This window comes from Salinarchaeum sp. IM2453 (assembly GCF_019693215.1).
GTDB lineage: Archaea > Halobacteriota > Halobacteria > Halobacteriales > Salinarchaeaceae > IM2453.
In genome coordinates this window covers 637,507-653,204 of record NZ_CP081183.1, presented here as the reverse complement: position 1 = coordinate 653,204, position 15,698 = coordinate 637,507, and the positions used below count along the sequence as shown (strand labels likewise).

The window sequence follows — 15,698 nt, the reverse complement described above, 5'->3', positions numbered from 1 at the left end:
CGAGCTTTCAACTCTGGATTATTCGACTTCAAACGCGACCGTCACTTCGGCCTGATACTGTCGGTCTGGCACCGATGCAACCTCAACGCCAAACTCATCAACTTCAACCCAGTGGATATTATCAACTGTTTCTTGTGCTTCATCGATTGCATTGTCAACAGCGTCATCAAAACTTTCCTCACTCATTCCGATGAGTGTAATTTTCTTAAATACCATTGGTATGCATTACCTCCACATTCATCTTTGACCGGAGGTAACATATGCGTTCTGGCGGTTCTGATATGTCGTCGTCTGTCTGGCTTGCTAATTTTCTATTACTGTCCCTTTTGGCGAAATTATCAGCTTGATCAACTGCGGCATGCCGCTTATTAGTCTCATCAAATTATGTCTGTTATGGCTACACAGCAGCGAATGCTTCTTGTCATTGGTGTGGCGGTACTTTTGGGTCTGGTCTTTGTTCCAGTTGCCGCTGGCGGGGGAGGAGTTGATTCAAATCCACTCGTTCCTGACACAGCGGCCACCCACACTGACAATGATACGACAGAGACTGCAGTTGTTCGGTTTTCTGATGGCGCACAAACTGCTGATATTTCTTCGACAGCTGACTTGCAAGCACATGCAGAAGACAGCCAAGCGACATTTGCTGATGCAGCAGATGAGAGTCCCTATGTTGATATTCAGGAATCTCTCTGGCTTGCTAATGCGATGTTAATTGAATATGACAGTAGTGTACTCTCAGAGGATGATCTAACAAATGTTTCTGGAGCCGACCGAGTTCATCCGAACTTCAATGTCTCTGTTAATAGCAGTTCACAGACAGCGTCTAACACTACTACTGACCATTCAACGACACAAGATACTGAAACGACATATGGACTCGATATGGTCAGGGCTCCTGAGACATGGGAGACCTATGATACACAAGGAGAGGGTGTCGGTGTTGCCGTCCTTGATACTGGTGTTGATGATGACCATGCAGACATTGAACTCGAAGACTGGGCCCACTTTGACAGTAATGGGGACCCTGTCGACTCTGAACCACAAGACAATGACGGTCATGGAACTCATGTTGCTGGAACCGTTGCCGGTGGTGATGCCTCCGGGACTGCAATTGGCGTTGCTCCTGAAGCTGACCTATATGGGATAAAAGCCCTCGACGATGATGGGTTTGGAACCTTCACTCAGATTATTACTGGTATGGAATGGGCGACCGAACGTGACAATGAGATTGATATTCTCCAGATGAGTCTCGGCTCAGAGGGTTATCATGATGAATTCATTGAGCCCGTAGAAAATGCACGTGATGCTGGCCAGATTGTTTCTGCAGCAATTGGTAACGATGGGCAAGAAACTTCCGGAACTCCCGGAAACATATACACGGTACTTTCTGCTGGAGCTGTTGATCAAGATAAAAATGTTCCTAACTTTTCCAGCGGTGAAGTGATTGATACTGACGGTGCATGGAAAGATGAAGCACCTGATGACTGGCCGGATGAGTACACTGTTCCGAACTTATCAGCTCCCGGCGTTAACGTTCTAAGTGCAAATGCAGGGACTGAGGATGAACTTACTGGAATTTCAGGAACAAGTATGGCATCACCACATGTTGCAGGAAGTGCAGCCTTGGTGCTCTCAATATTTGATTCTCAGGACGAAATTGCACCAAGGGAGACTGAAGAAATATTGACCTCAACTGCTGATCATCCTGACGGCACTGGCTCCCTTGATACTGAGTATGGATATGGGATCGTTGATAGCTTTGCAGCGGCAACTGAAGCCTTCGATGGTGGCATTGTGACCGGTGAAGTGAGGGGTAGTGACGAGCCACTTGAATCTGCGACTGTTGAATCATCCGAAGGTACCAGCACAGCTACAGACGCCCACGGAGAGTATGAACTTAGCGTTCCAGCAGGTGAACAAGATATCACGGCCAGCGCTTTTGGGTGGGCTCCTGCGACTACATCAATCAATATTGAAGATGAAGAAATCATCAATGAGACCGATTTTGAACTTGAAGAAACAACCGATGTAGCCGTTAGAACTGATGCTCCTTCACGTGCTGACCCCGGAGAGAGTTATCCTGTTGAATTTGATCTTGCAAATGTCGATACATATTCTGTTTCGATTGACGGTGTAAGCGGCGATGGAGCAGCCATTAACTCTGAGTTATTTACTATTGAACATGATGATGGAGAGATTGATAGTGCAATCAATGTTGATGGAGATTCACTTGATCTTTCTGTCACGTCTAACGAGAGTGCGTTCGGAACTGCCACGCTGAACCATACCTTTACAGGTACAGGTGAATCAGAATCTATTTCATTTTCAACGACAACGACTCATGTCCATCCCGACCCTGTGCATGTTCCTGATGACTTTGATCCAGAACGACTGCAAACGGTCATTAATGTCTTAGATGGTGGTACAACGCTGTCACTTGATTCTGATACAACGTTTGACGAGTCCGTCGACGATAGTCAGCCAACAGCGGTTCATATCGACCGTTCGATGACGCTCACTGGTGATGATGGGACAGCAACAATTGATATCAGTGGCTCATCTGATGATGAAACAACTGGTATTGATATTGACGGCGTTGGTGCACATCTTGAGTCAGTTGCTGTCTCTGGAGATGTTGATACCGGAATTGCAATGAGCGAATCTGACGTTACTGCGACTGATCTGTCTGTTGATGGTCCGTCTGTTGGTACCGTTGCGACGTCTGGTGATCAACTGACTACCGCAACATACGACAACGTCGGTACTGGAGTCATCGTTGATACCGGATTTACCGACCTAAATGATATCACTGCGACTGTAGACGACAGCGGTGTTATCATTGAAGGGGCAGTTTCCGATGCTGAAAATCTGGATGTTGATCTCTCTGGATCAGGTGATGGAATTATTATCGACGGTGGTTCTGTTGGTCAAATGTCGTATGTCTCCGTTACTGACGGCGATACCGGGCTTGAGATTACTGACACATCCGGTGCGGACGTACTTGATGCCGATCTTGATAATCTTGAGACTGGCATTGTCCTCGCCGAAAGTACAGACGTTGAGATTATCGACTCGACAGTCGTCGCTGACGAAACGGCTGCCCAGTTCACTGCTGGCACGGAAACATCGACAATTGGCGATAGTAACCTAGAGGACGGTGATCTTGTGTTTGAGGACGTACCATTCGACTCGAATATTATTGACGGTGAGTACATCGACCGGCAAGTAACACTCAGTGCGACAGAGACAGCGATCACACCAGCTGATGAACCAGATTCACTAGATAGCCATGGCCCAATTGGCGCATTCTATAATTTGACTAGCTATAACGCTGCAGCTGAAACTAATATCACTGTTGGGTATGATACGGATGAAACAACCGTTGTTAACGAGAACTCGCTGCAGTTTTACCGGTTTGACAACGGATCATGGAATGTAATTCAGGGCTCAACTGTAGACACTGACCAACAGACCGTCTCGGCAGCAGTTGATGAATACAGTACGATCGGTGTCTATGGTGAGGGTGTACCGTTCATGAATATCAACGAGGTACTTGCGGTTAGTGAAATACAACCAGGTGACCGATTTGATCTGTTTGCCAACATCGAGAATCAGGGTCTTGTTTCAGGAACCGATGACGTTGAGTACCAATTTGATGGCGAACATGTCGATACTGCACCGGTCACACTTGCGCCCAATGAATCCGAGATTGTTTCCTTAGCACATGAGACTCCAGATGATCTTGCTGAAGGTGAATATAGCTTTACAGTCAGTACATCGAATGATACCTACACTGACACAGTTATCGTCGATGAGGAGGCAGCAAGCGCAAACATCACCGCTAATGTTTCATTTGATGATGAAATTGAAGCCGGTGACACGCTGGATGTCACCGTCGAGCTGACAAATAGTGGTGACGGCGACGGCACGTTCAAACGTACACTAGCGGTCGGCGATACTACACTTGTTGATGATGTCGTCCTTATTGATGCAAACGATGAACAGTCTGAGACGTTCAGTGTAACGTTAGATGAGCCAGGCGAGTATGATGTGCTGCTCAACGATGAGTCATTTGGCACGGTAACAGTTCTTGGCCCGGACGAGATTGACGACGAAGATGATGGGATTCCTGGACTCGGTGTTGCGGCCGCCGTGATTGCGCTTTTGATTGCGACAGTGTGGCTGCGGTATCGAAACTAACGCTTAGCTATCTTGTGACTTATCGCCATACAGTCGATTTCGAACTTCATTGCTAATTGACGTGACCCACTCGTCGTTATTTGTCGATGCTCTGCGGACCATGACCCCCGTCAGCAGCGTATACAATACGCGCCCTGTTTCTTCAGGATCTTGATCAACGAAAACTCCTTGCTCAATTCCAGCCTGTACGACTTGTTTGAGTCGTTGATCGATCACAGCATCAGCGCGATTGAATCGCTTTTGATACTGCTCACTATTTGGTGCTTGTCCTCGAAGCTCCACAATTGCTCGTTCAAGGGTAGGCTCCTCTGTTTTCCCCGGCTCAATCATGTCCAGATATACCTCCAGTGCTGCCTCTGGATCATCTGGATGATCTGAGAGCGTTTCCTCAAGTTGGTCAAGCATTGCGTCCAGCGTATCGAGCACAAGCTCGTCTTTGCTGTCGTAGTGATAGTATATTAGTGACGTACTCTTACCGAACTCATCACCAATTGTCTGCAAAGACAAATCAGCATATCCGTGCTCACATAACGCTCGGTACGTTGCCGCCAGCAGTTTCCGCTGTGTGTCTTCTGGATCATCGAAGAACAGAGCATTGACATCCTCCGGTTGCTCCCCCTCGTCTGCCATGTCTCCATATCACCAATCAGGGTACTTTAAGCTTTGTTGATTGATCAATCAAAAACATTATCAAGGTACTTGTTATAATACATACCAACAATGCGAATGACCCGCTGGGTAGTCGTTGGTCTCTTTGTGCTTGCAATTCCCGCACTTGGTGCTGGAACAGCGGCAGCCGATGAAACAGATGAAGATTTTGGTGCATTTGTTCCAGAACCTCAACTTGACCCCGGTGCTGAACAGACAGTCACGATTGACCTGCAGTACCGAGGGGAGGAGGCTACCGGTGTGACAAACACCGTTGGGAATATCAGTGCAGAGTTGTCTCCTGATGATCCAGACGAGCTTGATGTTCGAACCGAACAACAATATATCACGTCCAGTATTTCAAGTAACTCGACTGTTTCTACATCATTCACTGTTGTTGCGGATGATTCGCTTCGATTTGCTGACGAGCGAAATGACGATACTACTGTTGACACGACAATGACAGTGTACTATGAAGAAGGACAGTCAACCGATGTTGATGTAACACTACAGGTTGAAGAACAGGCGTACTTTACTGGTGATGCTGACGGTGAAATCCAGATTGGAGAGCCCGGAACTATCGATTATGAACTGGAAAATGTGGGATATGAATCAGCATCCGATGTTACTGTAGATATTGAACCAGCAATCAGTGGTGTTGATGTATTGGCACCAACTGAGCGCTCTCTTGATGAACTTGCAGATGGCGAGTCCGATGACTTCTCGGTTGATCTTGAAGTAACAGACGAAACGCTTGCTGGTGATGTCCCACTGCGGACAAGCGTTGAATTCAAGGACGAAAATGGTGTCACACAGCAATCCCGAGAACTGATCACAACAGTTCCAATTGATGACGATCAACAGTTTGATGCCGATATTGATGCCTCGACACTCCGATACGGCGAAACAGGGACTGTTGATATTGATGTTGAAAACACCGGAGACAGTATCTCTGATGCAACTGTCCAGGTTCAATCCCTCAGTAGTGCCGTGACAATCACCGGTGGCCAAGATGAAGAATACATTGGTGACTGGAGCAGTGATGAGGAACACAGTGTCTCCGTGTCCGGTACGACCGATGATGGAACACCAATTGATGATGCGACCTTTGCAGTGACTGTTGACTACCGAGACGACGGTGCTGACCGGACATCTCGGGCTGTGATTTCCGGTGTCAGTGTTGACTCTGAACAGCGCTTTAGTGCTGACTACGGTGGTGATCCGCTCCGGGTTGGTGAAACACGAACGGTCCCAGTTGAGCTGACAAATCAGGATTATGGCGACATTTCCGATGCGGTTGTTGGATTTCAGGCGCAATCTCCTGATGCTGAATTGCCAGAAGGAGCTAGTGAAGTCGAAATTGGTGAGTGGGCTGAAGGAGACACGCACACTGCCAATGTCACAATAACGGTTGATGGTGACGCGCCAAGTGACAACTTACCGGTTCGTGCAACCGTTGAATACGAAACTGATGATGGTCTTGACCGTGAATCAGCCTCAGCAACAGTCGGTGCTGATGTACTTCCATCACAGGACTTTACAGTTGATATTGAGGAAGCAGATCTGTATGTTGGTGAATCCAGCACTATTACAGGGAACATCACGAATGTCGGTGACGAGGAACTATCTCATGTCATTCTGCGACCAGAAGAGACCGACATCGAGGACTTCTCAGTTGGAGATGTCGACAATGTAGAAGTCAAAACAGACAATTACTACATCGGTACGCTCGATGCTGGTGAGTCTACATCATTTGCGCTAAGCGTTGATGTTAGCGGCGACGCTGAACCCGGTCCACGAGCCCTCTCATTACAAACAGATTACGAAAACACCGATGGGGATCAATATACAGTTTCCCCGCTGTTTGCTCCACTGGATGTTGATTCAGAACGAGATGAGTTTAATGTCGAGATTATCGATGCCAGCGTCCCAATCGACGGCAGTGAGACCCTGACGCTTGAAGTGACAAACCAACTTGATGAAGATGTCACAGATATTGAAGCGATGCTCTACACGGAAGATCCACTGAGTAGTGATGACGATCAAGCGTTTATCGACAGTCTTGCTGCTAATGAAACGGCAACTGTTGAGTTCACGATTGATGCTTCCAGCACTGCTGTTGAGAAGACATATCCTGCGGAGGTTGACTTCCAGTATGAGGACAGCGATGGTGACACACAGCTCTCAGATGTGTACACTGTCCCTGTTGATGTCACTGCCGAAGAGCGAAACTGGATCCAGATTGCCCTGATCTTTGGTATCCTTCTCGTTGGTGGTGGCGCAATTGCACTTCGATACTTTGACGCAATCCCATCACTCCGAGGATCATGAATCCCCCTTTGGCAGTAGTACTGATCACTAAGCATCCATCGGCCGTTTCCATACAATGAGTACTGTTGAAGATATCCTTGATAGGCTTGGAACGCTGATTGTCCGCTATCCAGGACTGATTATTCTCCTGTTTCTCACGCTGACAGGTGTCTTTGCTGTCGGTCTTGTCAATGTTGAAGCAGAGGAAGGAACTGAGGAATTCGCTGAAGGTGTTGATGCATATGATGCAGGCGAAAATATTGATGATCAGTTTACTGCCCCCTATGGCGAGGATACAAACAGCCTTCAGATGATCCATCGCGATGAGAATGTACTCACGCCCGATGGACTTGAGCGAAATCTTCGTGTCATTGCACAAATCGATGATCACCCTGGACTTGATGTTGAGGGTGTTACCGGTGTTGCTCCTGGTGTTGCCCAGTCAATTGATCCAGCCGCTGAAACGCCACAGGAGCAACACGATGTCCTGCAGGCAGCTCCCGATAGTACAGTTGAACGAGAAACCGAGGAACTTCTTGAAGAAACTGGACTGGATGACTTACTTGATGAAGATTATAATCCTGAAGATCAATCCGCAGCAGCATCACTGACTATTCTGGATATCTCTGGCGATACTGATACAATCCAGCAGTACGCAGATCGTGTTAGCGATTCCTATCCTGGCGAGTACATGATGCTCTCTGACGGGTTAATCGATGAAGAGTTCGATGCAATTATCGGCGATTCGCTTGGGCTTGTAATCCCCGTTGTTGTGGTCCTTATCCTGCTGTTTTTGATCGTTGCCTACCGTGATCCGGTTGATCTACTACTTGGTCTTACATCGCTTGCGATGGTCATTATCTGGACGTTTGGATTCACCGGCCTTGCTGGTGTCCCATTCTCTGAGATGATGATTGCGATTCCCCCATTGTTACTTGCAATTGGCGTTGACTTCGGCATTCACGCTGTTAACCGCTATCGGGAAGAACGAGTGCAAGATCAAGATATTGGACAGAGTATGGATGCTGCAACCGACCAACTTCTGGTTGCGTTTTTCATTGTTGCCGGAACAACAATGATTGGATTCGGTGCCAATGCAATCAGTGATCTTGGGCCAATTGCTGAATTCGGATTGGTTGCCGCCTTCGGCGTGGTCTTTACGTTCCTGATTTTTGGCATATTCTTCCCAGCAATGAAGGTCTATCTTGACCGCCTTCGGGAACAATACAACCTTCCTGAATTTGGATCCCAGCCACTTGGTTCAGAAGATTCTCTGCTTGGCAAAATTCTGCCAGCAGGAGCAATCATCGGCCGCAAGGCTCCGATTGCATTGCTACTCGTTGTTGGATTAATTACCGTCGGTGGTGGGATCGCAGCTGTGCAGGTTGATACAACCTTCGACGATGATGACTTCCTTCCACCGGAGGATCTCCCGGCATATGTCTATCAGTTCCCTGATCCAATGACACCGGGTGAGTATTCTTCAACGGAGATTATCAACTATATCGAAGACACCTTTGCGTCCGGTGATGACGACCAAGTTGAGCTCTATATCAAAGGACCGATGCACGCTGATGGTAGTCTTGAGCAACTGCACCGCGTTGGAGAGAATCCGCCTTCTACGATAATCACTGACGACGAGGGAATGGCGGATTCACAGAGCATCATTGATGTTATGCACAGCTACGCTGATGATGATCCCGAGTTTGCAAACAAACTTGAAGCAAGTGATACGACGGACTCTGGAGCTCCGGATGAAAACGTCCGCCCATTACTTGATGATCTCTTTGCGTCAGAGTACGGTGATGATGCCCGCGAATATGTCACCGACGATTATCGGTATGCAACGATCCAGTATGATGTTGAAGCCGATGCTGATGACGAAGAAATCGTCGAAGACATCCAGTCAATGGCCGCAGATTATCCCTATGAAGCAACTCCGGCCGGTACGATTGTCGTTTACCAGCAAATTGGTGATCTGATCTTTGACTCTGCGATACTGGGACTGATCATTGCGCTGATCGCCACAGCACTGTTCTTAATGTTCATCTACCACGTCCTCGAAGGGTATGCCTCCATCGGACTGGCTAACCTTGTCCCGATTGTCGTGACAGTCGTGCTACTAGTTGGTACAATGCCGCTGATTGGGATTCCACTTAATGCAATGACCGCAACAATTCTCTCAATTACAATCGGGGTTGGAGTGGCGTATTCTGTCCATATCACCCACCGGTTTATCGATGAGTACGAAGATGATAGCTACGAAGCACTCATGACAACCCTTCGTGGTACTGGTGGTGCACTGACTGGTAGTATGCTGACTACACTTGGTGGTGCATCAGCACTTATCTTGGCGATTATTCCAATTCTTGGCCAGTTCGGGATCTTGATGTCAATCAGTGTGCTGTACTCGTTCCTGACTGCAATCCTTGTTTTGCCACCAACGTTGATCCTGTGGGAGAAAGTAATGCAGTAAGGCGCTATAGCCACGCTATCCTCGATACTGCTGGTTTCAACAGTTGTTTCGGGTGCTGACCGGAGGCGACACGCAAAGTGGCCTTTATTTTGGTTGTATGGTCTTTTCTTCCAACCATTCTGTGGTGTATGCCTTCACCATTATGCTTTTGTTACTCGTTGGCATATGACTATAGGATTGATGACACCGTCGCTTCTGGGGTACTCTGCCTTTGATCGACCTGCTTTGCCCTCCGCATTATTCGGCTTGCTACCGTCTGGTTTCTCGGCACAGAGATTCCCATCGACGAGTTATGATTGCCATCCGGGTTTTCCTACTCTCCGATCTCCCAGTATACCTGATTCGGAAGTTGGCCCGTTACAGATTGTAGTTTCATTGCGGGTAGACCCAGCGCACATCTTGTCGTTGTGGCCGGTTGGTGGCAAACCAGTTGGATCGATCATTCCTTCAGAGCATACAGCTCCGATCTACCATGATAGATACACAGGCTCATAGACCATTTCGCGTTCTTCTCGTTGTGACAGTGCTCGTTTTGTTTGCCGCTGCTGGTGCAGTCAACATTACTGCCCCATCTCCGACAGAAACACAGTCATCAACGGATGTTGAAGTAGAGTCATTCGAAATTGATGCTGATTTTATTGGCGTTGTTAACGATGATACTGTCACAGTATCAGCTGATGGTGTTACAAATACTGACGGCGAGTATCATGTTGCAATTGAACAAAGCGTAGTTGCAAGTATCAACGATGATGATATCACCGACGGAACATTTGATACAGAAATTGATCCGACCAATGTGGGCGTGTTTCCTGATGACCTGAGTAATCCAGATGATGCGTCTGTTGACCTGCTATATGAATCTAATTCTGATGACGTAGAGACTGTTGCGACGACAAGCACCCGCATTGTTCATGAAGTGCGAAATCTCACTGATAATGGCTTCAGCTCTGTTTCGATACCACAGAATGCAGACCTATACACAGAGAACGTGACAGGAAGCTACCAGTGGGATCCGACTGAAGATGCATACGTTACGCCATCTGATAATGGCCCAACCGATGAGTACACAACTGAGACGGTAGATCTACACGAAGGATGGTACTTTGACGCCGATGCTGATGCCCGACTTGGGCTTGAATTCGATGATGATTCGACTGGCCATGAGGAGGTAACGATCAGTGAAGGCTGGCATTTTGTCGGCTCAAACTACAATATCTCTGACCCAGATGAAACTCCTGCAGCAATCAACGATGACCTTGGTGGTATTGACTTCGACGATGATGATCTCACAGTTTATGACGCTGATTTTGGCGTGATTAATCAGCCTGATCGACCAATTGCTGAGTTTGAAGCATACTGGTTAGAAGCTGATGACGAAATTGGAGAGCGGACTATTGATGATCCCTCGTATAACACCGATGCACGATTCAATGATGTTCTTGAGAATGATGTTGCTGAGTTCTTCATCGATGATATTGATGGGATTGTGAACGACAACGGCGACACTATCGAAGCAGCAATTAACAACGACGGAGATGCCAGCGGAACTCAGATCGTGACACTTGAAGTCATTGATAATGACTTTACAGACCAGCAGTTGGTCAAAGACTTAGATCCAGATGCATCTATCAATGCAGAATTCAATGTTGATAATGTTGATACTCCGTACAATGTAACAATTAGAACTGCAAATGATGAAGCCACTGCGTCAGTCAATGATGGCAGTGTATCCTTCGATTCAACTACTCAAAGTACCAGTACTGCGTCAACTGCTTCCTCGGCAAATGACGGGTCTGGTTCCTCTGGTGCCGTCGGAACAACTAGTATTCAACCCGCAGACCGTCCTGATGGTAGCCCGGGGCTGCCGACGGGCTATTATGGTCAAGCATTGGATGGTGATGATGAACCATTAGAAGAAGGGACTGAAATCTACGCTGTTGCTCTTGATGACGACGGTATTGTGGAATCAAACAGCACTACAGTCGATGAAGATGGGTTCTATGCGGATGAGGGAGCGTTTGCATCCAAGTTAACGCTTAGTGCCGATGATGCTGATGAGGTTTCATTCAGATTTGGCGATGAAGATGGGCCTACATCAGAAGAAAGTCCGATTGACTACGAGGATGGTACATTTGAGCGTAATCTCACGTTTGATTTAGCAGATCCGAACTTTGAGGTTTCCATCACTGGTTCACCAGACGAAGTTACCGAAGGTGATGATATTGAGATTGACTATGAAATTGAAAACACTGGTGATCTTGAAGGAACACAGGATATTGAGTTCCTTGTTGATGATGAACTCGAAGCTACTGAAGAGAATGTGACGATTGGCGCTGGTGATACATTCTCTAATACATTTACATACGAAACCGCTGTCGATGATATTGGCGATGTAATATTTACTGTTGCATCAGCCAACGATTCTGCAGAGGCGACGGTGAGTGTGGTTGCTGCAGTTGAGGAGATTGAACTGGAACTCGATGCTAATCAAATCCGTGTCGACCGGACAACTGAAGCTACCGTGACCGCACAACTCAGTAACGATACAGATATCGACGTAACTGATGACGCAACCATCACCAGTGCCGATGACGACATTGCTTCGGTTGATGATACAACAGTCACAGGGGTGGGATCAGGCGTCGTTGATATTGAGGCTACATACGAGGGCAATGACGACACGGCGTCACTTCGAGTTCTGTCAAACCCTGACGTACTCGATGATGAAGATGATATTCGTGATCTGGTCAATATTTCACAGAACGTGACGGCAGAACGTGCCGAAACAAACAATGATCCAACATACGATTCAGACGCTGATGAGACCATTTACGGATTTACTGGTGCAACATCACTTGAGGAACTCCGTGTTCAAGGTGAAATCAGTGGTGCTGTTACAACGACACTGTTAAACCAGACTCCACCGGAGGTTGGTGAACCATTTGATGGAGACAATGAGACTATTGTTACGTCTCAACTCGACGTTCCGGATGCTGCGACTGACCAATCCGGCTCCACGCTGATGAATGTCTCAACTGATGCTGTTGATGATGTCAATGGTGATGTTGACAATCTGTCTGTCGTTCGATACAACGACACCGCCGGAACGTGGGAAACACTCGAGATCACTGCAACTGAGGAGACAGATGATGTAATTACGCTTCGCACCGAGGTACCAGACTTCTCGCTGTTCGCAATTACTGCTGATGTTGAAGAAGACGACACTGACGAAGTTGACGAGGAAGAAGAAGATGGATTCTTCTCGACGTGGATGCTGATTCCGGTTCTCATCATCCTTCTTGTCATTCTCGCATTTCTAATATACCTATTCTATCAGCAACAGCAGACTGACGAGAATCTAAGTATCTCAGAACTCTTACGTCAGTAAGTTCACGAATTTTCGCAAACCTGATTTCTTTATTTGATAGCCCGCTCATTGCTCTCTTTTTAGCTGATTTTAGGCGGTAAGCCCCCTTCCTCAAGGAGCAAGCAGGCCGAAGGCCGAGTAGCGCAGTAGGGAGGGGATACACCGCCGTCTTCGTCCCTCAGACACGTTCTCCACTCAACCCACAGCCCCACGAACCGGCAGATTTATGTTGAAACAATGTCTAAACTCTGGTGATGGATAGACACGAAATTGAAGGCCACGAAGTCATCGACGGCGAGGTGAAACCCACCGGCAACGGCGCACACGTCCTCGTCCCAAAACGCTGGCGCGGCGCAGACGTGAAAATCGTCCGTACATCAGAACCGACCGAGTAACCAATGCACTACGCCTACAGATTCCAACTCAAACCAACTGACCAACAGCGTGAGGTGTTGGATTACCACCGCGATACCTGTAGGCAACTCTACAACCACGCGCTCAGAGAGTTTGACAAAATTCCCGAATCGGCGGGAACACTCAATCAACGTGTACGACAAGTCCGTGACCAACTTCCCGCCCTCAAAGACTGGTGGGATAAATTAAACGACCTGTACGCAACGGTCGCACAAGCTGCTGTCATGCGGATTGAAGACAGTATCAAAGCGCTCTCTGAACTGAAAAAGAAAGGGTACAGCGTCGGCAGTCTCAACTGGAAACTTCCCAGAGAGTTCCGCAGTTTCACGTATGTTCAGTCTGGCTTCGAGTTCGACAAGAAGAACGGCCAGACTGTCCTTTCACTGTCGAAACTTGCGGATATTCCAATAGAGTGTCACCGAGACATCCCCGACGATGAAACAATCAAAGAAGTCACACTCAAGAAAGAACCCACTGGAGAATGGTACGCTTCTCTCGCCGTTGACGACAAAGAAAAACCGGAGAAACCGTCACTGGATGAGATTAACACTGACGACATGGTTGGCATTGACGTGGGGATTCTGAAGTACGCCCACGATACGGACGGTGTGGCAGTTGGCTCACTTGACCTTTCGGACGAGCGCGACCGCTTGGAACGGGAGCAACGGAGTCTCTCGCGCAAAGAACATCGGTCGAACAACTGGGAGAAACAACGCCAGACAGTAGCAGAGTGTCATCAGCAAATCAAGCGTAAGCGGCGTGATTTCCTGCACAAACTCTCGGCATACTACGCTCGGGAGTATGACCTTGTGGCTGTTGAAGACCTCAACGTGAAAGGAATGCTGGAATCGCCGCGCAACAGCCGCAACACGGCGTCTGCGGCGTGGAATACCTTCACCGAACTACTGGAATACAAGTGTGAGCGAGAGGGAACGCACTTCGTTGCGGTTGACCCAAGGGGGACGACCAAAGAGTGTGCAGAGTGTGGTGTGGAGACAGATAAACCACTGTGGATACGTGAACATTCGTGTCCATCATGTGGGTTTGAAGCGGATAGAGATTTGAATGCCGCGTTGAATGTTCTTTTTCGCGGTCTTTCTGAACTAGGAATGGGACACTCCGAATCAACGCCTGTGGAGCCTGCGCTCCCTGCGGGAACTGCGGTTGTTCCTGCAAAGCGCGTCGTGGAAACAGGAAGCCCCACCCTCAAGAAGCGACCCGCGTCAGCGGTGAGCGAGTAGGGTGGGGTAGTTCACAACAACCTATCGACAGTGTTTCATGTGGTCCTCGCCGTCTGCCCTGTCATAACCTTTTTCGCATAATCTCCACTGCCTAACGGCCTTTTGCTCCAGAGTTATTTTCAATTGCGCTCTGTAACTCTGGATCATCCGTATTCGTCCGGCTTAGTATTTCTCGTGCTTCTTCCAGCTCTGCTGATCCAAGTTCTCGCAGTAGCGCTAAGGCACGTTGTACTCTGGATTGCTGGAATGACTCTTGTCGGTGCTCATAGGTACGGAGGCCTCGTAAGAAGTCACTTCGAGAGAATGATGGCCAGTATGGTGTACAGAAGTAGACAGCGGCTTCGTTGCCATTGGAATGCCACGGCAGGAAGTTACTGGTCCGTTTTTCACCACCTGTTCTGATAATCAGGTCTACATCCCGGATTGGCTCCTCATACAGGTGGTCCTTGATTGTTTCCACATCGATTTCTTCTGGATCGACGTTGCCTTCAATTGCATCACGTGCAATTTGTTTTGTTGCTCCGAGTAACGTTGATCGGCCGCCGTATGCCAGTGCCACATTTAATCGAAACTGATCGTAGCCCTGTGTCTGGGTTTCTGCATATCTGATTGCGGCCCGAACACGCTGTGGTAATTCACTCCGTTCACCTAACGCGACGATTTTCACTTGCTCTTCATGGACCATCGTGCTTTCAGCAAACTCGTACAGTTTCTCTTCGATGAGGTCAAACAGTTCTTCGCGTTCTTCTTGTGGCCGATTGAAGTTCTCTGTTGAGAATGCATACAAGGTTAGCTCCTGAATAGTAAAGTCCTGACACCAATCCAGTAGCTGCTCGGTTGTCTTGGCCCCTTTGTGATGGCCTTTGGTCTCCCGTTCAGCACCTTTTTTGCGGGCATATCGGCGGTTCCCGTCTTGAATCACAGCAATATGTTGTGGAGGGTCTGTGATCGTTCGTTCAAGATGTCGCTCATATGCTCGACGGACTCGATCACGGATCACATATTCCAGTATGGTAGTTTATTTAATGAATCTGATGGATTT

9 protein-coding genes are annotated in these 15,698 nt (G+C 47.9%); 6 read left to right on the top strand and 3 right to left on the bottom strand.

Annotation, left to right across the window (positions count from 1 at the left end; genetic code table 11):
* Positions 1 to 18 precede the first annotated feature (18 nt).
* Positions 19 to 216, bottom strand: coding sequence for a dodecin (locus K0C01_RS03065; RefSeq protein ID WP_221170586.1), 198 nt, complete (start codon positions 214 to 216; stop codon positions 19 to 21).
* A gap of 177 nt (positions 217 to 393) precedes the next feature.
* Between K0C01_RS03065 and K0C01_RS03060 the strand changes: the two genes are divergently transcribed.
* Positions 394 to 4,200: a S8 family serine peptidase gene (locus tag K0C01_RS03060; RefSeq protein ID WP_221170585.1), complete on the top strand. Its 3,807-nt coding sequence runs from the start codon at positions 394 to 396 to the stop codon at positions 4,198 to 4,200.
* Positions 4,201 to 4,203: 3 nt separating this feature from the next.
* On the opposite strand, the gene K0C01_RS03055 is transcribed toward K0C01_RS03060, so the two are convergent.
* Positions 4,204 to 4,830, bottom strand: coding sequence for a TetR/AcrR family transcriptional regulator (locus K0C01_RS03055; protein WP_221170584.1), 627 nt, complete (start codon positions 4,828 to 4,830; stop codon positions 4,204 to 4,206).
* A 90-nt stretch (positions 4,831 to 4,920) separates the two neighbouring features.
* Between K0C01_RS03055 and K0C01_RS03050 the strand changes: the two genes are divergently transcribed.
* The 5 genes from K0C01_RS03050 to K0C01_RS03030 all read left to right on the top strand — a co-directional run bounded on the left by K0C01_RS03050 (position 4,921) and on the right by K0C01_RS03030 (position 14,656).
* Positions 4,921 to 7,179, top strand: coding sequence for a COG1361 S-layer family protein (locus K0C01_RS03050; protein ID WP_221170583.1), 2,259 nt, complete (start codon positions 4,921 to 4,923; stop codon positions 7,177 to 7,179).
* Positions 7,180 to 7,234: 55 nt separating this feature from the next.
* On the top strand, positions 7,235 to 9,634 hold the full coding sequence (locus tag K0C01_RS03045; RefSeq protein ID WP_221170582.1) for an efflux RND transporter permease subunit: 2,400 nt from the start codon (positions 7,235 to 7,237) through the stop codon (positions 9,632 to 9,634).
* A 472-nt stretch (positions 9,635 to 10,106) separates the two neighbouring features.
* Positions 10,107 to 13,022 carry a PGF-pre-PGF domain-containing protein gene (locus K0C01_RS03040; protein WP_221170581.1) on the top strand — a complete coding sequence of 972 codons (2,916 nt, stop codon included), beginning with the start codon at positions 10,107 to 10,109 and terminating at the stop codon, positions 13,020 to 13,022.
* Between the two features lie 233 nt (positions 13,023 to 13,255).
* Complete coding sequence (locus K0C01_RS03035) at positions 13,256 to 13,396, top strand: DUF2080 family transposase-associated protein (protein WP_397541138.1); 141 nt, start codon at positions 13,256 to 13,258, stop codon at positions 13,394 to 13,396.
* 3 nt (positions 13,397 to 13,399) lie between these two features.
* Complete coding sequence (locus K0C01_RS03030) at positions 13,400 to 14,656, top strand: RNA-guided endonuclease InsQ/TnpB family protein (RefSeq protein WP_221170580.1); 1,257 nt, start codon at positions 13,400 to 13,402, stop codon at positions 14,654 to 14,656.
* A gap of 91 nt (positions 14,657 to 14,747) precedes the next feature.
* Here K0C01_RS03030 and uppS read toward each other — a convergent pair whose 3' ends face one another.
* Positions 14,748 to 15,665 carry a polyprenyl diphosphate synthase gene (uppS, locus tag K0C01_RS03025; protein WP_221171180.1) on the bottom strand — a complete coding sequence of 306 codons (918 nt, stop codon included), beginning with the start codon at positions 15,663 to 15,665 and terminating at the stop codon, positions 14,748 to 14,750.
* Positions 15,666 to 15,698 lie beyond the last annotated feature (33 nt).